Here is a 20,351-nt window from a genome sequence, read left to right as displayed (position 1 = left end):
CTGAGCTGCTTGAAAAATTCACTTTATTACGCACAAACGCGTAATTTGCGCGTAATAGTCCACTAATTTTTCATCTGAAACCCTCAATAGGTGGATTTCAGGCGAACCACCCCTAGGCAGCCAAGTATTTTCTCCCTATTATTAAGTTGGTAAAGCCTGCCAGTAAGCACAGCCTCTCAGTATTTTTTACCAGTCCCCGATAGCGGACCTTGTCATAACCAAATACCCGTTTGATGTAGCGGAAGGGGTGCTCGACCTTCGCTCTTATCTGCGCCTTGATCTTTTCCGCTTTACGAAGTGCATCACGCCCTGGAAGAGTTTTTAGCTTGCTCGGCTTCATTGCTATATACCAATCCGCCTCCCGCTCTTTCAACTCTTCACGTTTCTCCGCACCAATGTACCCAGAGTCTCCCCAGATTCTTTTCTCCTCCCCGTGGAGAACTCGCTCTGTAGTTGTGACATCATGCGAATTCGCTGCTGTTGTATCTATGCTATGTATTACTCCGAGCACATCATCAACCCCGATATGCATTTTCATTCCAAAATGCCACTGATTGCCTTTCTTTGTTTGATGCATTTCTGGATCACGTTTTTTCTTTTTATTCTTGGTTGAAGTTGGCGCAGAGATAATAGTGGCATCTACAATCGTACCTTCACGCAGTACCATGCCATTCTCAGCAAGATGCTTGTTGATTTCATCAAAAAGAGCTGCACCTAGCTGATTGAGCTCCAGTAAGTGGCGAAAGTTAAGAATCGTTGTTTCATCGGGAATTGGGCCGCTCAAAGTCAATCCAGCAAAACTACGCATGAATTCAATTTCATACAGTGCATCCTCCATAGCGGGATCACTGAGATTATAAAATAGCTGCATGCAATGAATACGGAGCATGACACTCAATGGATATGGCTGTCGGCCACGTTTGCCTTGTGGATAGCAAGGAGTGATCTGAGCTTCTAGTCGCTGCCATGGGATGAGGGCTTCCATTTGAGAAAGAAACTTCTCTCGGCGAGTTATACGGCGCTTTAGCTTATATTCTGCTTCGGCAAAGGTGACTTGGTGCATAATTCATCGTAGTCTTGATGGGTAGGTGAATATTACCAATATTGGCTTGGAATTATTCAGAGGTTCCCTAGTTAAAAAGTAAATGATTCTTTAAATCTCTCCCAAACGGAATTTTTAATAATTGTTTATTGAAGGTTAGTTTTCAACTTTAGAGAAAATTTACTGAGTTGGAGGTAAACCTATGAATACCCTAATGGCGCTAGAGTTTATTAGTTTGCCAATGAAATACTTCTTTTTGGAAAAATCTAAAAATAAATTTCGATATTGTTCACCGCTTAGGAAACATGGGAATAGAATAAAATTTGAGACCTAGGGCCGACCTAAAATCGTGTCGGAATTGGTCGTAAATGTGTCTCCTGCGACACTTTTAATTGTTCAAGCTTGCTTTTAAATCGGGCAACAGACCTAAAGTTTAATTCGGAGGGGGTATGAGAGGTAAGCTCATATTGATGAGCGTGGCCACACTTCTGTGTGGTTTTACTTATATGTTGTGGCCAGTTTATCAATTCTATGCCTGGTCACTAAATGCAGTGCCGTTAAGTCCATTTGGGTGGCAGGCTCTACCTACAAAGGCGCCGTCCACTCAAGAGCTCTCCGATAGTGGATTGCAGCTTGCCGCAGGGCAATCGCTTAAAGCAATTGAAAATCATCGTGAGAAAATCGGTGCTCCGGCAATTTCTGCGGCAGTATCTGCTTGTGGTGCAGTAGTTTGGGCTGGGGCTGCCGGCTGGGCTGATTTAGAGGAGCAAGTACCTGTTTCTACAGAGACACGCTTTCGTATTGGTAGCACCTCTAAGGCTTTAACAGGAACCGCATTGGCGCGTTTGGTGCAGAGGGGGGCTATTGATCTGGATAAATCTATCTCAAATTATTTGGAACCCTTACCAAACACCGATTGGGCGTCAATGACCCCGCGCCAATTGGCTTCCCATATGTCTGGCTTGCCACATTATAAAAAGAACTCCGATTGGCTGGGGTTGTATCAAACTCTGGCACTGGATGTTCACTATGAGGATATGTATCGGGCTCTGGGAATTTTTGATGCTAGTGAATTACTTTTCGAACCGGGTACCGATTTTTATTACAGTACTTTGGGCACAGTGCTTCTGGGAGCCGTTTTGGCTGGTGCTGAGGACAAACCTTATCTGGAAGTGATGCATGATGAGGTATTTACGCTTAGCGGAATGAACAGCACAGAGGTATCGCCACTGAATGGTGATATAGAACGTAATATTGCTCGTTTCTACAAAAGTAATGGCTTGTCTGGCAGTGCCCTTCGCCTGCGGGAATGGCGTCCAGTGGATTTAAGTCATCGCCTGCCGGGGGGAGGCTTTATTTCCACACCCAGTGACTTGGTGAGACTGGGGGCTCAGTTCCTGAAAGCAGACTACTTGTCCCCAGGAGTCCGTGAGATATTTTGGGCGCCACAAAAATTGGCCAATGGTGAAGTGAATGAACAAAACTATGCCTTGGGTTGGCGGGTGACTGAAGTAGAAATCCCTGAGGTAGGATTAACAAAAGTGGCCAATCACGGCGGAGTTAGTCGTGGCAGTCAGAGTTGGTTAATGATATTACCGGAATATCAGCTTTCTGTTGCTGTGAATATCAATCGAAAGACAAAAGATTTTTGGGACTTTGGTCGAGTATCCCTAGACATAGCGAGCGCTTTTATTCATCAGCAGAATACACTCAATTGCGAATAAAAAACCGGCCAAACTCCGGCCGGTTTTGACTTTCACTTCTTACCATCAATTATTAGCGTGTGAGGCCTATTGAGTATTAATCATGACCTGAGTTTCGGAAAATTCTTTTTCTCCGTCACCATGAGCCAAAATACCAAGATGGCGGGTATTGGGAGTAATGTTCATCCACTCCAAAGAAACTACCCCAGTTCCGCCAATCTGTGCTTGAGCCGGCGCATCCACTGCGGTATTTCCATTGTCCCCGTTCAGATTAAAATTGAATAAGCTGAAATTGGTGGGGCCGGCGGATGTCGCATAATCGACAACAACGGCTGCATATTGACCGGGAGAGGGGTTAGCCAGGGAAACTGACTCTGCGGAAGTGGCGCTGCCGCTGGTACCGACTTCGGGATAGTTTGGCGCTGGGCCATAAACTTCCAGGTCCAGGTCGTCACTTCCGCTACCGTCGCCCACATCGGCATCATACATAGCGATATGCGCAAGCTCTGTTCCTTCAGGTATATCAAAGAAAATTACTTGAACATCGCCATCTTCAACAGTGGTTGTAGTGGCCTCACCCTCTGCCAGGCCAGTGACATTCACCTGGAAATCACCGTTGTAGCCGAAGCCCACATTGAGTTCGAGGTTGCCATCGGTGCCGCTGCCAGTTAATTGCTGTGGTGCAGCTAGAGGAACAGGCCGAATAGCAATTGGGCTGCGCACACTGATCTGGGAGCCTACGGATTGCCAGGTGAGGTCACCAAAGACCCAAGTATTCATTTCGGCGGACTCTGTGGCGGTGAAGGTCACCTCAAACTCAGCACTCTCTCCCTCCCTGAGGCGCAGTACTTTCGGGTTGATATCTACATCGATACCGAGTGGCGCGTTGATGGATGCCCAGTACCAACGCTGTCCGGGAGCGACGCTAGTAACCCGGCGTTTGATGGTCTGGCTGCCGAGGAGGTCGGCGACCCCCATAGAAGCGAGGTTCAGGTCGCTGGAATCGCTAGAGTATCCCAGGGACGTCAAAGCATCACAGGTTGTGCTATCGACCATCTCGGGCTGGAGTTCAGCGCCACATAGGAAGGCGAGATAATCATTGAAGCCCGCATCGTAAACCAGACCCGGTTTAAAGGCGTCACGGGGCACTATGGCACCGGCACCAATATCAAATGGTGTTGCATCTGCTAGTCCGTAAGACTTGCGCAGGTCATTGCGTGCACTCGTCATCAATGCGGACTTGGCCATTGCCGGGCTCCAGTGGGGGTTGGCCTGTTTCAGCATGGCCATTACACCGGCGACATGGGGACTGGCCATAGAAGTTCCACTGAGGGCTCCGAATAGTTCTCCTCCGCTTAACACTGGAGAAATCCCCGCGATAATGCCAACTCCCGGGGCACTGATATCCGGCTTGATAATATCCGGAGCTCCGCCGTTCTGGCCGCGAGATGAAAAGTTTGCGACGCGGTCTTCCCTGGGGATCAATTGAGATGGATCGATAACCCCAGAAACTTCGCTACTGGCTGCGAGAGTTTCGCCCTCGTAGTACGAGATCATCATTCCGGGGATACGGGTATCAGGGGCTGACATGGAAATCGGGTTGATGCGATCGTCTGCAGTACCATCGTTGTAAACGACGATAGCCAAGGCTCCGGCATCGGCAGCATTGTTATATTTATCGGTAAAGGAGCAACCCCCACGTCTTACCAGAGCAATACTGCCCTCCAAAGACTCGCTGTTAGTGACTTCGCTACAAGCTTCTAACGGCTCGCTGAGAACAACCTCAGCAGAGACTGCTCCAACCTCCTCCAGACTTACTGTGCCGTTACCCTCGCGTCCTTCGTAAGTGCCGGAAACCGACTCTGGTGAGGATACTTGTAGGGCTAAGCCGAAGCTCTGGTCATCTTCAGAGGCGCCGACTGCGGTTATCCAAGGAACCCCTGAAGGGGTTCCCATGGTCTCTGGGCCTGGTCCGTTATTACCGGCAGATGTGGCGACGAAAACGCCGGCATCGGCGGCAAATAAAAATGCGATGTCATCGGCACCACTAAAGGTGGTACTGGCGCCACCTATCGAGAAGTTAATAACATCCACACCATCGGCCACGGCTTCATCAATTGCCGCCATGGAGTCGGCGGACGAGCAACCACTATCGTCGGGGTCTGGAGCATCCCAGCACACTTTATACACCGCGATGCGGGCTCGTGGCGCCATGCCAGTAAGGGTTTTTCCATCCGGGGTGGTAACGCCATAGTTACCGGCGGCAGTAGTCGCGGTGTGAGTACCGTGCCCGTCTGCATCCCTGGCTGACAGGAATTCGTAATCTGCCAATTCGTTGTTGGTCAGGAAGGCATCGGAAAATGACTTGGCCTTAACCAGCTTATTGTTACAGGTAAACGCAGCGTCGTTGGGGTTTTGGTCACTGTTACCAAATTCACAACCGTCACCAGTAAAGCTGTCGGGTATTGAACCGTAGGGAACTTGGGGCCCCAGGTTGCCCTGTAACGGTGTAGCTATATCTGCGACACTCTGGTGTTCAGGGTGGATCCCCGTGTCGATAACACCTACAACAATATCCTCACCTGTAATCCCCCAAAGCCATGGACTGGGCATATCTGTGATGCCGAGGAAGTCCGCAGTGGAGTCAGTATGGGGCTTTAGTAATTCATCTTCCCAAACACCTTTAACGTCGGCGCGACCGCGCAGAGCTGCCGCTTCCTTTTCACTCATTACGGCGGCGAAGCCATTAAAAGCGGTGTCGTATTCATGAATAGTGTGTGCGCTGGGAACGGTGGATAGAACTTGTTCCCGCCGCGACCGGAGGAAATTGGAATAGTGTTGGTAGCTACTGCTTTGGGGGTCAATTTTGCCACGCTTAGTCGGTTTGGTGGCCGATAAGCCGGGGATGGTACCGCTATAGGAGGACAGAGGTTCGCTGTCCAGTTGAACAATGTAAACTTTTTTTGGTTTTTCCTGACTGGGGGCAAACTTACTTGTGGCTGATTCAGCAAATACACTGTTGGATAACAACATACCGGCTGTCAGGGCAGTAAGAATTTTTCTTTTCATTGAAGTATCCCTTTTATTGTTTTGTGCAGGCGGCAACAAAAGGCTTAAAAGAGCTCGTCGCCGGGGGCATTACTCCTTTTCCCCCGACAGGAATGTTCAGAGCGTCATTCAAGCCTTACCCATCCCTGGCTTGGCACGAATCATTGATACAACAATGGGCTCGCCCTCCCGCTAGTTGCTTTTAAAGGAATGCGCCATACAGCTCAACATATTGGCGCCTAGCTGAACAACAGATCGCAAAAATGGTGCGCCAGGTTAGATATTGGTCGCTTGAATCATCTAGCGAAAAGAGAGAGGGAGCGGTTTAGGGGGATAATAAAAACTGAGAAAAATGCGAAAGATCAACAAATACTGAAGTATTAGCGAGGCGGGGTTCCGGCTGCTCGATTAGTCGCTGTAACGTCTGATCACCTGCACCGGTTTTTACCAGAATGGGTTTACACCCCTTCTCCAACGCCAGATAAAGATCTGCCAGCTTGTCTCCGACCAAAAAACAGTCGTGCAGGCTGGTATCAAATTCAGCCTCGATGGCATCCAGCAGACCCGCCAAGGGTTTGCGGCAGCGGCAATTATCTTCAGGGCCGTGTGGACAGTAGAAAATAGCGGCGATTTCGCCACCGGCATCTTCCACCTGAGCACGCATTTTAGCGTGCATTTCTTCCAGGTCATCCAGATCAAATTGGCCCAGCGCCAGGCCGCTCTGATTGGTGGCTACTACCAGTTGATGGCCGGCCTGGCTGAGCGCTGCCAGCGCTTCAATACTGCCGGGCAGGGGCTGCCATTCGTCGGCGGATTTGACGAATTTATCGGGGTTTTCGTTGATCACCCCGTCGCGGCCGAGAATGATAATTGCCATATTCGTATCTCCCTGATTTGCGAGGCGGGGGCTTAATGCCCCGCCTCTGCAAGTCATTACTTGGCAGGAACCAGCAGGGAAATATCGGCAACTTCGAGGAACAGTGCGCGCAGCTGGGCCAATAGGGCCAAGCGGTTGTTGCGCAGTTGCTCGTCGTCACTCATTACCATCACGTGGTCGAAGAAGCTGTCTACGGTTTCACGCAGGCCTGCAAGGCCTGCGAGACCCTCGGCGAAGAGCGCATCGCTATACAGAGGCTCGACTTCTGTGCGGGCAACCTGTACTGCGGCGAACAGAGCCTTTTCAGCCTCTTCCTGCAACAGAGTTTCATCGACACTGTTGGGTACAGCACTGTCTAACTTGGCGAGGATATTGGAAACGCGCTTGTTGGCGGCGGCCAAAGCACCGGACTCCGGCAGCTGGCTAAACGCGTTGACCGCGTGCACGCGGTTGTCGATATCCAGCGGGCGCGACAGCTTGCGTGCGGCAACGGACATAAATACTTCGGTGGCGATACCCTGGTCTTCGTAGCGGGCGCGGAAGCGCTCCAGTACATATTGCAGAGTCTGTTCCACCACCTTGTCATATTCACCCAGGGCGGTGCGCGGGTAGTTGTCACGGGCCAATTCCAGTAACTCGCGCAGGTCCAGGTCGAGACGCTTCTCTATGAGGATGCGGATGATCCCCAGGCTGGCGCGGCGCAGGGCAAAGGGGTCGCGAGAGCCGCTGGGGGGTTGGCCTATGCCGAAGATGCCGACCAAAGTATCCAGGCGATCTGCCAGCGCGATTACAGTGCCGGTGTCGCTGGCGGGCAGCTCGTCGCCGGCAAACTTGGGCATGTACTGCTCGTACATGGCCTTGGCTACATCCAACGGCTCACCGTCGTTTTCGGCGTAGTAGTAGCCGGCGATGCCCTGCATATCGGCAAACTCGAACACCATCTCGGTAACCAGGTCCGACTTGCACAGGCGGCCGGCGCGCTCGGCCCAGTCGCCGTTGCTTCCGGTTTTCTCAGCGATGGTGCGGGCCAGGGCAGCTACCCGTTCAGTCTTGTCGTAGACGCTACCCAGGTGCTGCTGGAATACGATTTGGCGCAGTTTCTCGCGGCGCGATTCCAGGCTGGTCTTTTTGTCGGTCTCAAAGAAGAAGGCAGCATCCGCCAGGCGCGGACGGATTACGCGCTCATTGCCGTGGATAACCTGAGCGGCATCCTGGCTCTCGATATTGGACACGGTGATAAAGAAAGGCAGCAATTGGCCATCTTCATCTACCACATGGAAATATTTCTGGTGCTCCTTCATGGAGGAGATCAGGGCTTCAGCGGGGACTTCCAGGAAGCGCTCTTCGAAGCGACCGGTGAGGGCGACAGGCCATTCAACCAGTGCAGTCACTTCGTCGAGCAGATCGTCATCGATGACCGCTTCACCATTGACGTTGTTGGCTTCGGCGATCACCTGGGCGCGAATGGTTTCGCGGCGCTCGGCGAAGTCAGCCATTACGTAGCCGGGTTCGCGCAGAACCTGTGCATAGTCGTGGGCGGAGTGGATCTCCAGCTCGCGATTGCAGTGGAAGCGGTGGCCGCGGCTGGTGTTACCGGCTTTTAAGCCGAGTACTTCACCGTTGACTACCTTGTTGCCAAACAGCATGACGAGCCAGTGCACCGGGCGCACGAACTCCTCGCGGCGCGCACCCCAGCGCATACGCTTGGGAATTGGAAGTTGCGCCAATGCCTTCTCGACAATGCCCGCTAACAGGGATTCGGTTTCAGCGCCTTTTTGCTCGCTGATAAAGGCCAGGCGCTCGCCTTTGTCGGTCTCTTTGCGTCCCAGCTCTTCAACAGTTACACCGTTGCTGCGGGCGAACCCCTCAGCGGCTTTACTGGGCTTACCCTCTTTATCAAAAGCGGCTTTGACAGCCGGGCCCAGCTTTTCAATTTGTTTGTCTTGCTGCTTATCTGCCAAACCGAATACTGCTACGGCCAGGCGACGGGGGGCTGCGTAGGCTTTAACTTCGCCAAAAGACAACTCGGCGCCTTTGAGGCCCTGGGTAATACCATCGGCGAAAGCGCTCATTAATTTGTGTAACGCCTTGGGCGGCAGCTCTTCGGTGCCCAGCTCTACCAGAAAATCCTGAGCCATTACTGCTTCTCCTCTTGCTCGATGTCTTCCGCCAAAATATCTGCCCGCAGTGCTTCATCTGCCATGGGGAAGCCTAAGGCGCGGCGCGCATCGTAGTAAGCCTGTGCGACGGCGCGGGCCAGGGTTCGTACGCGCAGGATATAGCGCTGGCGCTCAGTCACTGAGATGGCGTGGCGCGCATCCAGAAGGTTGAAGGCGTGGGAGGCCTTCATAACTTGCTCGTAAGCGGGGAGCGGCAGGCCTAGCTCAATCAGGCGTGTGCTCTCGCGCTCGCAGTGATCGAAGGTCGCGAACAGGAACTCCACATCGGCGTGTTCAAAGTTGTAGTGGGACATTTCCACTTCGTTCTGATGGAAAACGTCGCCGTAGGTGACGGGGCTGCCATCCGGGTTGCGGGTCCACACTAAATCGTAGATAGACTCGACACCTTGCAGATACATGGCGATACGCTCAAGACCGTAGGTGATCTCGCCGGTAACTGGGTAGCACTCGAGGCCGCCAACCTGCTGGAAGTAGGTGAACTGGGTAACTTCCATACCATTCAGCCAAACTTCCCAGCCGAGGCCCCAGGCACCCAGGGTTGGGGATTCCCAGTTGTCCTCAACAAAGCGAATATCGTGGACAGCGGGATCTACGCCCATGGCGCGAAGGCTATCGAGGTACAATTCCTGGATATTGTCCGGGGATGGTTTCATTACTACCTGGTATTGGTAGTAGTGCTGAAGGCGGTTGGGGTTCTCGCCGTAGCGGCCATCGGTGGGGCGGCGGCAGGGCTGTACATAGGCCGCATTCCAGTTTTCCGGGCCTATGGCACGGAGGAAGGTCGCTGGATGAAAGGTGCCGGCGCCCACTTCCATATCCAGAGGCTGTAGAATGACGCACCCTTGGCGCGCCCAATAATCCTGCAGGGCAAAAATGAGTCCCTGAAAGGTACTGAGATCGTATTGCTTGGACACCGCTATCTCCGGATCAGTATCTGCTGTGGGCAAAGGGACGCAATTATAGCGGCAGCGGCTCCTGTGCTTAAAGCGCTATAGCCGCTTCGGAGGTGTCAATGTTCATTCTCGAACTAGATAGCCGTCTCAAAATGGCTTTTGTGGATAGGAAGTAATTCAGTGGATATTAAAGGGCGCCTTGCAGTAGGGGCACTGAAAATCATTGGCAAACTGCCGTTGTCTTGGTCGCGACGCCTCGGTTTACTCGTTGGCAAAATTGCTGTGTGGACGCGCTCCGAGGGGCTGCGTCTGAGCCGTATAAACCTGGAGTTGTGCTATCCGGCCATGGACCCAAAGCAGCGCGAACGGCTCGCCAGAGAGAGCGTGATCAGTACTGCAATGACCGGCTTTGAGATGGCGGCCCTATGGAACACCCCCTGGGCCAAAAGTAAGAATGCGATTGTGGGAGTGCGCAACCAGCACTTGCTCGACGGGAGTGAAGAAGGCAGGACCGGCACAATTGTACTGATGCCGCATACGGGCAATTGGGAAATTTTTGGCTTGCATGTAGGCACCCTGGCTCCCTGCACAGTGCTATACCAGCCTCCCAAAATTGAAGCCTTGGACCCGGTTATTCGCAATGGGCGGGAAGTGACCGGTGGCAAGATGGTTCCCACCAACGTACATGGGGTTCGCTCGCTACTTAAGGCTCTCAAAGCCGGTAATTTTGCCCTGATACTTCCCGATCAGGAGCCGGATATGGGCGGTGATTTTGCTCCTTTCTTTGGCCGCCCGGCCCTGACGATGACCCTCGCCCACAACTTGATTCAGCGCACCAACTGCCATGTGGTGTTTGGTTTCGGCAAGCGCGTTGAAGGTGGTTTTGAGCTGGTATTTGTCCCTGCGGAAAAGGCCATTTATAGCGATGAGCAGAAAGTTTCCCTGGCGGCGATGAATCGGGGAGTGGAGGCCTGTATTGCCCAGGCACCAGAGCAATATCAGTGGGAATACAAGCGCTTCAGGAAACAGCCGGAAGGCAAGAGTAAAATTTACCGCAAGAAAAAGTAGGGGCTCTTCATAGAAGCCCCCCCATAAAATTATTTAAGTCGCGTGCCGGAAAGCGACCACAACCGGCATGCGTGCCGCGCGCCAGGCTGGGAAGAAGCCGCTGATAAAACCGATCACCAGCGCCAATACGGCGCCCTGCACAAACAGGTCTGGGGACATCTCAAAACTGAACACCACCTGGGTAAAACTGCCTCCCAGAGTTGAGGTGTTGAGACCGTCGAAAAACAGGTAAGCAGCTAGGGAACCCAAAAGCCCGCCGGCAACGGCTAAAACCATTGCCTCAGCAATAGTGCCGCAGAACGCGGAGAAGTTGCTGAATCCCAACGCGCGCAGCGTGGCGATTTCACGAGCCCGGTCCGCTACCGAGGTATACATGGTGTTGAGAGCTCCGGCCAGTGCGCCTAGCGCCATCACAGAGCTGATGATCCAGCCAAAAGTAGCGATATATTGCAGCTGTTTACCCTGGCTGGCGAAGTACTCCTGTTCGGTTTGCGCTTCCAGGTTTAGGCGGGGCTCGCGTTTGATGGTTTCCTGAATGGGCTTGAGATCGCCGTCATTCTCCAATTGCAAACGGATTGACTGGTAGCTGTTACCGCGGTTGTAGTGGCTTTGGATAATTTTGATATCTGCCCACAGCTCGCTCTCAAATATATTACCCCCTGTGGAAAAGACCCCAACAACTGTCCACAGGTTTTTGCCAAAGCGCACTTCTTTACCGATTTCGAAACCATTAAATTCACGCAATACCCCTTCACCAACAATCATTTCGTTAGTGCCGGGAGTAAACATACGCCCCTCCACCATACGCATGTTATTGCGCATGGCCATGCCGGTTTCATTGAGGCCGCGCAAGGGGATATTGGCTTCGGTGCCGGTGGATTTCTTCAGGCCATCGACAATAACGTAGAGCTCCGGTGATACCAGCGGGCCGTTCGTATCCCTGGCAACACCGGCCGATTCCGCAATCAGGTTGACCTGGTCCTGCAGGATTACAGAGTTGATTTCACTGGCAGACCCCTCTCGCATCAGGATTGCGATCTGGCTGGAGCCGGCCCCACTCATGGTCGCCTCAAATCCCTTGGCCATAGCGAGAAACGCCAGCAGGATTGCGACGACAACTGCCGAGGCAAATACCATGGCCAGTGACATCCACAGGCGCCGGCGCAGGCTGCCCAGATTCATCAGGGTTACCGAAACAATTTGTGCAATAAGAGAACCCATAATTTCTTCTCCTTTAAGGTTTCCCCAGTGAAAACCATTGTGTAGTTTCAGTGGGGTACCAGTTTATTGTTGTCGGTTAAATGCAGTTACTATGTTAAGTCGCAGAGCCTGAAAGGCTGGCATCAGCCCGGTAATCAGACCCAACAACAACATAAATAGAATGGCTTGCAGGGCGATATCCCCATCCAAAATCAAGTTGGGCAAAAAGCGGGCAAGGAAGGTTTTTACTCCTTCGACCAGCAGCCAAGCTGCGGCCAGGCCGGAAAGGCCGCCGACAAAGGCAATTAACAGGGACTCCGACAGCACCATTCGGAAAATACGGGTGCTGGAAAAACCCAGGGTTTTTAATACGGCGATTTCCCCGGTACGCTCGCGAATAGCCAGCGCCATAGTGTTGCCAACCACTACCAATATGGTGAAGAAGGCAGTAAACACCACAGAAAAAATAATTAAGCCAATATTTCCGATTTGTTCAATAAAGGCTTTATTAAAGGCTTTCTCGGTACTGGTATCGGTTTCACTCTGCGAGTTGGCAAAATTGTCATCGATAGTTTTTGCGACGTTTTCATTGATGGCGGGATCATCGGTTGTTAGTGCCATCCAGCCAATCCAGTCGCCACCGAAAGTCTGTGTCTCCATAAAATATTTATAATGAAACAATAATTGGCGTGTATCGTACTGTTCCGTATCCCCTTTAAAAATCCCGGAAATCACAAATTCCCAGGTGTAGCCACCATCTTTGTGTGAAAAAATATTGGAGGATAAAGGAATCCTATCGCCCACTTTCCAGCCGTAAATCTGCGCGAGTTTTTCCCCAACCAAGGCCCCTTGCCGATTGTTAAACCAAGCCTGCTTTTGTTCCTCGGGAATAACAATTTCTTCATAGACTTTTAAATAGGATTCTGGATCTACAGCCATTGAAACGACCTGCCGGCTGGGTTCCTGAAAATAACCGCCAAACCAGTTGAGATGAGTTACATGTTTCACTCCCTCGACGGCTGCAACCTTTTGCACATAGGCAATGGGTAGTGACTGGGTAAAGTTAATTCTATTGAATACCACCAGACGATTATCGGCGGATAATTCCACGCTGGAATTTAATGCGGACTTGAGGCTGGTAACCGCACCGAAAATCAAGAAGGCGATAAAAATAGCAAAGCAAGTAAGGAATAGCCGCAAGGGCTTCCTTGTCATATTTTTAAAAACCAAATAAAAATCACTCATGCCACTATTTCCCTCTGCACAAATTGTCCTTTATCCAGATGCAGGGTGCGCTTGGCGTATCTTGCAGCCGCGGGATCATGGGTAACCATCACGATGGTTTTGCCGTGATCGCGGTTTAACAATTGCAGCATTTCCAGTATTTCATCTGCTGTGGCCCGATCCAGGTCACCAGTGGGCTCATCACACAGAATCAGTTTTGGATCGGAAACGATGGCGCGAGCGATGGCAACACGCTGTTGTTGCCCGCCGGACATTTCACTGGGCATATGTTTTGCCCGATCACTTAATCCCACCAGGGCCAGTGCGGTTTCCACGTTGTGGCGGCGCTGGGATTTGGAGAGATTTGTCAGCAGTAGCGGCAGCTCTACATTGCGCTGCGCATTGAGCATCGGCATTAAATTGTAAAATTGGAAAATAAACCCAATATTTCTCGCTCGCCAGCGGGTTAGGGCGCCTTCATTGAGGGAGTCAATGCGCTCGCTGTCAAACCATATCTCTCCACCGCTGGGTTGATCGACGCCGCCCAACATATTTAACAGCGTTGTTTTACCGGAGCCCGAAGGCCCCATAATGGCAACGAAATCACCGCGATCAATTTCCATATTCAGGGATTCAAAAATGGAAATGGTCTCTTTGCCCTTGGTAAAACTTTTGCTGACATCCTTCAGCTGAAACAACACTTCCTCTGACATCTCAAATTCCCTCTTATAAATACTGTTGTGTTTTTATTGGTGTTTGCTAGGGAGCTGCGGCCTCGCCTGCGAGGAAGCCCACCTTAACGCCCATATCCGGCAGGATTCGGGCATCTTTGTCATCGATAGCGATTCGCACCCGGACAGTCGCCTTGGCTCGATCTGCCGTTGGAATGATGGCGATAACGGTAGCTGGAATGTCCCAGTTCGGGTAGGCATCCAGGTTGGCGTTCACTTTCTGTCCCTTAGAAACCCGGCCAATAAAGGCCTCGTTCACATCCACTTCGATTTCGAGTGAATTCATATCCACGATGGTACAGATTCCAGTACGGGTAAAACCTCCGCCGGCAGAGCTGGGGGCAACTATCTCGCCAGGTTGTGCATTTTTTGTCGTAACTACGCCGGCAAAAGGCGCGCGGATAATATGATCTGCCAGGCGTTCTCGCTGCCTCTCAGCTTCAAGAATGGCGACTTGAATATTGGCGCGGGCACTTTTTAAGTCTGCCCGTAACCCCTCTACCGAGGATTCACTTTGGGTAAGCTGCGCTTTGCTGGAATAATTTTTATCTCGAAGTCCGGCAAAACGCCGATATTGGCGTTCAGCCTCTTTTAACTTCGCGTGAATACTCGCTTCCTTGGCTTGAAGCACTTGAATTTGTGCCTGGGCAAAATCCAGCGCGACCCGAGCTTTGGCATCATCCAAGCGGGCCAGAACCTGCCCCTCCTCGACCTGCATTCCCTCTTCGACATCCACACTACTGATCAGGCCCATTACTTCAGCAGAGACCGTAGCCATGCGCCTCGGTGTGATATAGCCGGAAGCATTGAGAATGGTCTCGTGAAATTTTTCCTCCCTGGGAATCAAGCTGAGAGTCTTGGCTTGAGGTTCGCTACTTTGGGGGAGCACTGGTGTACTGTCTTCTGCAAATAGAGAAGCGCCGGCAAGGCCTATAACTATGCCAGTAACTAGGCCGACAGATGCCGCCAATATAACTTTGCGCGATGGGGAACTGGGTTCGGGCGCTGTTTCCCGATCAATTTTGAGTTGACCGAGCAGCGCACTAGTATCTCTGCTCATACAGCCTGTTTTTATTAGTTACTTCCTGTAAACAGCAACTGTGGCAGAAATTAAAAAATATTGCCACGCGTTAGCGTGGCCATGACATCTTGTGTCGTTAGTGGCGCCAAAAAGCCGGGGTAAGTAGTACTAGCAGAGTAAAAATTTCCAGGCGTCCCATCAGCATCGCCAGGATAAGAAACCATTTGGCGACTTCATTAACCGCACCATAGTGGGCAGCGGCTTCGCCGAGGGCGGGGCCGATATTACTCAGGCAGGAGGCTACTGTCGTAACGGAGGTGACAAAGTCCTCACCGGTGGCGATGACGATAATGGCGAGGATAAAAAAGGATGAAACATAGACCGCAAAGAAGCCCCACACAGCGTCGGTAACTCGATCGGGGACAATTTTGCGGTTGATCTTGATAGGGATAACCGCATTCGGGTGTACCAAGCGATTCAGCTCGCGCATACCGGACTTCATAATCAGCATACCGCGCACCGCCTTAATGCCCCCCGAGGTTGAGCCGGCGCAGGCACCGAGAATACCTAACAGCAAGAGGACGTAGGGTAAGAATACTGGCCAGGCTGAGAAATTTTCCGAGGCGAAGCCGGCAGTGGTGCTGATCGAGACCACCTGGAAGAAACCGTGTAGCAGGCTGTTGCCGGGGGAGAAGATATTCAATATCCACAGGTAACAGCTGATCAGCAGGCCGGCACCGAGAATCAGCATAACGTAGAAGCGGAATTCTGAGTCGCGCCAATAGTGGCTGAGGGTCCTGTTGCGAAAAGCGAAGAAATGCAGACCAAAGTTAATGGCAGCAGTAAACATAAACACGATACAAATAATCATGATCGCGCGGTTGTGGGCGTAGAATCCCATACTGGCATCGTGGGTGGAGAAGCCTCCATTGGCCACAGTGGAAAACGCATGGCCAACGGCGTCGAATACCGTCATGCCGGCCCACCAGTAGCCGATGCCGCAGAGGATTGTAAGAATCACATAAATAACAATTAGTGCCCGTGCTGTCTCGGCAATACGTGGAGTCAATTTGGTATCTTTTACCGGGCCGGGAATTTCTGCCTTATACAGCTGCATACCACCGATACCCAGCATCGGCAGGATGGCCAGGGCGATAACAATTACGCCGATACCGCCAAACCACTGCAACTGCTGGCGGTAGTAGAGAATGGCAGGAGGCAGTGAGTCCAACCCGGTAATCACTGTGGCGCCGGTGGTTGTTAGCCCCGAGATGGATTCAAAAATAGAGTCGGTGATACTCAAGTCAGGCTGTGGGCTGATAATAAAGGGCAGGGCACCGAAGCTGCCCAGTACCAGCCAGAACAAAGATGTCACTACGAACCCGTCCCGGGTGCGCAGGTCTTCGCGCAAATCGTGCACTGGCAGCCACATGAACAGGCCGGTGATCAGAGTGATGACAAAGGCTGCGACAAATGCGCTGTGAGTACCATCTTCATACCATAGGGATACGCCAATCGGCGGCAGCAGAGTCAGGCTGAACACCGTCAAGAGAATTCCAAAAACTCGCGCAATTACCGCAATTCGCATTGGCGCCTATCAGCCTATCGTTATTTGTTGCAATGTTATCTGGACGGCGGAGACCGTTATCGCCGGAAAACGAAAATATTATTTGCTCAGAAAAAGCCAAAACCAACTTGGAACAGCTGTTCTACATGGCGGGTCTGGCGGCGGTCGATAAGGAAGACAATCACGTGGTCATCGCTTTGCACAATGACATCATCGTGTGCCATCAAAACTTCGCTGCCATTTTCCGTTTCCCGTACTATGGCGCCAATCGAGGCGCCCTCGGGTAAGTCGATATCTTCGATCTTGCGCCCCACCACCTTGGATGTGCGCTCGTCACCGTGGGCGATAACCTCAATGGCTTCAGCTGCACCTCGACGCAGGGAGTGGACGTTGACCATATCCCCTCGGCGCACATGGGTGAGCAGGCTGCCGATCGTATTTTGCTGCGGTGAGATGGCAATATCGATTTCACCGCCCTGTACCAGGTCCACATAAGCGCGGTTATTGATCAGCGTCATCACTTTGCGTGCGCCCAGACGCTTGGCCAATAGTGACGACATGATATTAGCCTCGTCGTCATTGGTCAGGGCAAGAAAAACATCGGTATCTTCGATGCTCTCTTCCAGCAGCAACTCCTGATCGGAGGCGCTGCCGTGCAGGATAATGGTGTGGGACAGCTCCTCGGATAAAAATACACAGCGCTCGTGGCTCTGCTCAATAATTTTTACCGAATAGCGATTCTCCAGCCGGGTGGCCAAGCGCAAACCAATATTGCCGCCGCCGGCGATCACCACTCGTTTATAACCGTGTTCCAATCGACGCAGTTCGCTCATTACCGCGCGAATATCTGCTCGCGCGGCAATAAAGAACACCTCATCGCCGGCTTCAATCACTGTATCACCCTGGGGAATAATTGGCCGGTTGCGGCGATAAATCGCAGCAACCCGGGTATCTACCTTGGGCATATGCTCGCGCAAATAGCGCAGTTGGTGCCCAACCAGAGGCCCGCCCTGAACGGCTAAAACAGTTACCAGCTGTACGCGACCACCGGCAAAATCCAATACCTGCAAGGCTCCGGGATGTTCCATCAGGCGGGAGATATACTCTGAAACCAGTTGCTCCGGGCTGATCAGTACATCGATAGGGATGGCCTGGGTATCGAATAATTCCGGGTATTGCAGGTAGGAGGAGGCCCGTACCCGGGCGATTTTGGTGGGGACGCGAAACAGAGAGTGCGCAATCTGGCAGGCCGCCATATTGGTCTCATCGTTATTGGTGACTGCAACCAGGATATCCGCATCCTCAATCCCGGCTTCCATCAGAATATCCGGGTGAGAGGCGTGGCCCAGTACCACGCCGATATCGATGCGGTCGCGCAGTTCGCGCAGGGTTTTCTCGTCGCTGTCCACCAGGACAATATCATTGCGCTCGGAGGCCAGGGCCTCCGCTAGAGAGCCGCCCACCTGGCCGGCGCCGAGAATGACAATTTTCATATCGGATGAGACTCGCGACGAGCGACGTCGTTATTCAGCTTTGCTCAGCAGAGCGTAGTAGAAACCGTCACCGCCGCCGGTTTGGGGTAGAAGCTGCATACCGGCAACTTGTTTCTCGCCCCAGGGCTTATCGTTTAGCAGTTCAGGGGTATTGTCGCTCGCATCCTCTGTCTCCGCAATGAACGCTGCGACGACTTCGCTGTTTTCCGTCGGTAGGCTGGAACAGGTGGCGTAAAGCAACTGCCCACCCGGTTTAACCAGGGGCCACAGAGCGCGCAGGATCTTGCCCTGCAAAGCCACTAACTCGGCAATGTCTTCTTCCCGGCGCAATAGTTTGATATCCGGGTTGCGGCGAATTACCCCGGTTGCCGAACAGGGTGCGTCCAGTAGTATCTGGTCGTATTGCTGCCCGTCCCACCACTCATTCGGAGACGTGGCATCGGCACAAATAAGCTCGGCACTCTGCCCGTTGCGCTCGAGGTTTTCCTCGACCCGCACAAGGCGGTCCTCCTCAATATCCAACGCGCTCAGCTGAATGCTGGATTCCTGCTCCAATAAGTGGCAACTCTTGCCTCCAGGTGCCGCACACGCGTCCAACACCCGGGCATTTTCCTGCGGCTGTAACAGCAGCGCCGCTAATTGTGCGGACTCATCCTGAACACTGACCAAGCCCTCGGCAAAGCCCGGTAGCACTGTGACTGAAACCGGCTCAACCAGGGTGATACCGACCGGGGAAATAGTACAGGGCTCGGCGGAGAGGCCGGTTTCATCGAGCTGTTGTAAATAGTCCTCGCGCGAGATCTTGGCAGTATTTACCCGCAAGGTCATGGGTGGGTTGGCATTGTTGGCGCGGAAGATGTCTGACGCCTTCTCAGGCCAGGCGGCTTTAATCTGCTGCTGTAACCAGGCCGGGTGCATAGAGCTGAACTGTGGATTGCCGGACAGCTTGCGCTGAAGCTGCTCACTGTTGCGCAGGGCGTTGCGCAGCACCCCGTTGATCAGCCCGGTCGCTCTGTCCAGACCGAGGCTGCGCGCGGCATTGACGGTTGCAGATATGGCGGCGTGATCGGGTATGCGAGTGTACTCGAGTTGGTAAATGCCCAGCAGGATCAGTGCATTGATCTCGATATCCGAGACTTTTTTACGCAGTAACTTGGCGGCGATCAATTGCAGGCGCGGTGCCGTGCGGGCACTGCCGTAACAGAGCTCCCGCAACAGAGGGCGGTCGCGCTCCTCGACTTTGTCCTCGGCGGCAGGCAGAAGTCTTGCCAACGAGCCACGTTCTTCCAGCAGTGAGGCGATAATTCGGGCGGCCTCGGCGCGTACATCTCTGCTCATAATTATCCCAGTTTGGTACCCGGGGCGAACTGCTCCCGGTAGCCTTTCAAAATTTCTGCTGCGGGAAGCGCTTTTTTACCCGGTAGCTGTATTAATTGGAGGCGCAGGGCCTCCCGGCCGCAGGCCACTAAAATACCTTCGTCGTCACTGGAGAGAATGGTACCGGGCTGATCACTGTGGCAGCCCTGTTCGATGGCGGCGCTATAGATACGCAGGCGCTGCTCGCCCTTCTTGTCCCGATAAGTACTCCAGCACACTGGGAAGGGGTTAAAAGCGCGTATCAATCGATGCAGTTCAGCAGCGGGACGCTGCCAGTCGATCTGCGCCTCTTCCTTGGTAATTTTGTTGGCGTAGTTAGCCTGGGTATCGTCTTGTACCTGAGGGTTGGCACTGCCACTTTCCAGTAGAGCCAAGGCCTGGAGGAGGGATGGGCCGCCGAGTTCCGCCAGCTTGTCGTGCAAACTGCCACCGGTATCGGACTCAGTAATCGCGCAGCGGCTTTCCACCAAAACTGGGCCGGTATCCAGGCCCGCCTCCATTTGCATAATGGCGACACCGCTCTCGCTGTCACCCGCTTCCACCGCGCGTTGGATCGGTGCCGCACCGCGCCAGCGCGGCAACAAAGAGGCGTGCACATTGATACAGCCCAGACGCGGGGTATCCAGCACCACCTGCGGTAGTATCAGGCCGTAGGCCACCACCACCATAATATCCGCTCCAAGGGCAGTGAGCTCCGCCTGGGCCGTCTCGTCGCGCAGGCTCAGGGGTTGGTACACCGGGATATTGTGGGAGAGTGCCAGCTGTTTCACCGGGCTGGCGAGCAATTTCTTACCGCGCCCAGCCGGCCTGTCCGGTTGGGTGTAAACGGCCATGACATTGTGCTCGCTGTCGAGCAGCGCTTGCAGGTGCACGGCGGCAAAGTCCGGTGTGCCGGCAAAAATAATATTCACTGACTTGCTCTCAGGT

General features: G+C 52.8%; 15 protein-coding genes. 2 read left to right on the top strand and 13 right to left on the bottom strand.

What is annotated here, in order from left to right; translation table 11 throughout:
* Nucleotides 1-112: 112 nt before the first annotated feature.
* On the bottom strand, nucleotides 113-1,063 hold the full coding sequence (locus tag ACJJIN_RS17600; protein WP_444895593.1) for an IS5 family transposase: 951 nt from the start codon (nucleotides 1,061-1,063) through the stop codon (nucleotides 113-115).
* A gap of 428 nt (nucleotides 1,064-1,491) precedes the next feature.
* Between ACJJIN_RS17600 and ACJJIN_RS17595 the strand changes: the two genes are divergently transcribed.
* Entirely contained in the window at nucleotides 1,492-2,766 is a 1,275-nt protein-coding gene (locus ACJJIN_RS17595; protein ID WP_444895592.1) for a serine hydrolase domain-containing protein, read from the top strand.
* Nucleotides 2,767-2,832: 66 nt separating this feature from the next.
* Here ACJJIN_RS17595 and ACJJIN_RS17590 read toward each other — a convergent pair whose 3' ends face one another.
* The 4 genes from ACJJIN_RS17590 to glyQ all read right to left on the bottom strand — a co-directional run bounded on the left by ACJJIN_RS17590 (nucleotide 2,833) and on the right by glyQ (nucleotide 9,764).
* Entirely contained in the window at nucleotides 2,833-5,814 is a 2,982-nt protein-coding gene (locus ACJJIN_RS17590; protein ID WP_444895591.1) for a S8 family serine peptidase, read from the bottom strand.
* 304 nt (nucleotides 5,815-6,118) lie between these two features.
* On the bottom strand, nucleotides 6,119-6,670 hold the full coding sequence (gmhB, locus tag ACJJIN_RS17585) for a D-glycero-beta-D-manno-heptose 1,7-bisphosphate 7-phosphatase (protein ID WP_444895590.1): 552 nt from the start codon (nucleotides 6,668-6,670) through the stop codon (nucleotides 6,119-6,121).
* 56 nt (nucleotides 6,671-6,726) lie between these two features.
* Nucleotides 6,727-8,808 carry a glycine--tRNA ligase subunit beta gene (gene glyS, locus ACJJIN_RS17580; protein WP_444895589.1) on the bottom strand — a complete coding sequence of 694 codons (2,082 nt, stop codon included), beginning with the start codon at nucleotides 8,806-8,808 and terminating at the stop codon, nucleotides 6,727-6,729.
* Entirely contained in the window at nucleotides 8,808-9,764 is a 957-nt protein-coding gene (gene glyQ / locus ACJJIN_RS17575) for a glycine--tRNA ligase subunit alpha (protein WP_282930551.1), read from the bottom strand. The genes glyS and glyQ overlap by 1 nt, the downstream gene beginning before the upstream one ends.
* 159 nt (nucleotides 9,765-9,923) lie before the next feature.
* Here glyQ and ACJJIN_RS17570 point away from each other — a divergent pair, with 159 nt between their 5' ends.
* Nucleotides 9,924-10,811, top strand: a complete 888-nt coding sequence (locus ACJJIN_RS17570) for a lysophospholipid acyltransferase family protein (RefSeq protein ID WP_444895588.1) — start codon at nucleotides 9,924-9,926, stop codon at nucleotides 10,809-10,811.
* A 33-nt stretch (nucleotides 10,812-10,844) separates the two neighbouring features.
* On the opposite strand, the gene ACJJIN_RS17565 is transcribed toward ACJJIN_RS17570, so the two are convergent.
* The 8 genes from ACJJIN_RS17565 to fmt form a co-directional block, all read right to left on the bottom strand.
* Complete coding sequence (locus ACJJIN_RS17565) at nucleotides 10,845-12,032, bottom strand: ABC transporter permease (protein WP_444895587.1); 1,188 nt, start codon at nucleotides 12,030-12,032, stop codon at nucleotides 10,845-10,847.
* Between the two features lie 63 nt (nucleotides 12,033-12,095).
* Nucleotides 12,096-13,256: an ABC transporter permease gene (locus tag ACJJIN_RS17560; protein WP_444895586.1), complete on the bottom strand. Its 1,161-nt coding sequence runs from the start codon at nucleotides 13,254-13,256 to the stop codon at nucleotides 12,096-12,098.
* Complete coding sequence (locus ACJJIN_RS17555; RefSeq protein WP_282930547.1) at nucleotides 13,253-13,948, bottom strand: ABC transporter ATP-binding protein; 696 nt, start codon at nucleotides 13,946-13,948, stop codon at nucleotides 13,253-13,255. The genes ACJJIN_RS17560 and ACJJIN_RS17555 overlap by 4 nt, the downstream gene beginning before the upstream one ends.
* 46 nt (nucleotides 13,949-13,994) lie before the next feature.
* On the bottom strand, nucleotides 13,995-15,026 hold the full coding sequence (locus ACJJIN_RS17550; protein ID WP_444895585.1) for an efflux RND transporter periplasmic adaptor subunit: 1,032 nt from the start codon (nucleotides 15,024-15,026) through the stop codon (nucleotides 13,995-13,997).
* 97 nt (nucleotides 15,027-15,123) lie between these two features.
* Nucleotides 15,124-16,575 carry a TrkH family potassium uptake protein gene (locus tag ACJJIN_RS17545; RefSeq protein WP_282930546.1) on the bottom strand — a complete coding sequence of 484 codons (1,452 nt, stop codon included), beginning with the start codon at nucleotides 16,573-16,575 and terminating at the stop codon, nucleotides 15,124-15,126.
* An 86-nt stretch (nucleotides 16,576-16,661) separates the two neighbouring features.
* Nucleotides 16,662-18,047 (bottom strand): Trk system potassium transporter TrkA, encoded by a 1,386-nt coding sequence (trkA, locus tag ACJJIN_RS17540; RefSeq protein WP_282930545.1) that lies wholly within the window; start codon nucleotides 18,045-18,047, stop codon nucleotides 16,662-16,664.
* A 30-nt stretch (nucleotides 18,048-18,077) separates the two neighbouring features.
* Complete coding sequence (gene rsmB, locus ACJJIN_RS17535) at nucleotides 18,078-19,385, bottom strand: 16S rRNA (cytosine(967)-C(5))-methyltransferase RsmB (protein WP_444895584.1); 1,308 nt, start codon at nucleotides 19,383-19,385, stop codon at nucleotides 18,078-18,080.
* Between the two features lie 2 nt (nucleotides 19,386-19,387).
* Nucleotides 19,388-20,335 carry a methionyl-tRNA formyltransferase gene (fmt, locus tag ACJJIN_RS17530; RefSeq protein WP_444895583.1) on the bottom strand — a complete coding sequence of 316 codons (948 nt, stop codon included), beginning with the start codon at nucleotides 20,333-20,335 and terminating at the stop codon, nucleotides 19,388-19,390.
* Nucleotides 20,336-20,351 lie beyond the last annotated feature (16 nt).

It is taken from the genome of Microbulbifer maximicatervae (SeqCode) (assembly GCF_052467505.1).
This window is presented reverse-complemented; position numbering and strand designations above follow the sequence as displayed.

Coding starts and splice junctions, on each gene's coding strand:
- ACJJIN_RS17600 (WP_444895593.1), bottom strand. CDS start 1,063: ATGCACCAAGTCACCTTTGCCGAAGCAGAATATAAGCTAAAGCGCCGT.
- ACJJIN_RS17595 (WP_444895592.1), top strand. CDS start 1,492: ATGAGAGGTAAGCTCATATTGATGAGCGTGGCCACACTTCTGTGTGGT.
- ACJJIN_RS17590 (WP_444895591.1), bottom strand. CDS start 5,814: ATGAAAAGAAAAATTCTTACTGCCCTGACAGCCGGTATGTTGTTATCC.
- gmhB (WP_444895590.1), bottom strand. CDS start 6,670: ATGGCAATTATCATTCTCGGCCGCGACGGGGTGATCAACGAAAACCCC.
- glyS (WP_444895589.1), bottom strand. CDS start 8,808: ATGGCTCAGGATTTTCTGGTAGAGCTGGGCACCGAAGAGCTGCCGCCC.
- ACJJIN_RS17565 (WP_444895587.1), bottom strand. CDS start 12,032: ATGGGTTCTCTTATTGCACAAATTGTTTCGGTAACCCTGATGAATCTG.
- ACJJIN_RS17560 (WP_444895586.1), bottom strand. CDS start 13,256: ATGAGTGATTTTTATTTGGTTTTTAAAAATATGACAAGGAAGCCCTTG.
- ACJJIN_RS17555 (WP_282930547.1), bottom strand. CDS start 13,948: ATGTCAGAGGAAGTGTTGTTTCAGCTGAAGGATGTCAGCAAAAGTTTT.
- ACJJIN_RS17550 (WP_444895585.1), bottom strand. CDS start 15,026: ATGAGCAGAGATACTAGTGCGCTGCTCGGTCAACTCAAAATTGATCGG.
- ACJJIN_RS17545 (WP_282930546.1), bottom strand. CDS start 16,575: ATGCGAATTGCGGTAATTGCGCGAGTTTTTGGAATTCTCTTGACGGTG.
- trkA (WP_282930545.1), bottom strand. CDS start 18,047: ATGAAAATTGTCATTCTCGGCGCCGGCCAGGTGGGCGGCTCTCTAGCG.
- rsmB (WP_444895584.1), bottom strand. CDS start 19,385: ATGAGCAGAGATGTACGCGCCGAGGCCGCCCGAATTATCGCCTCACTG.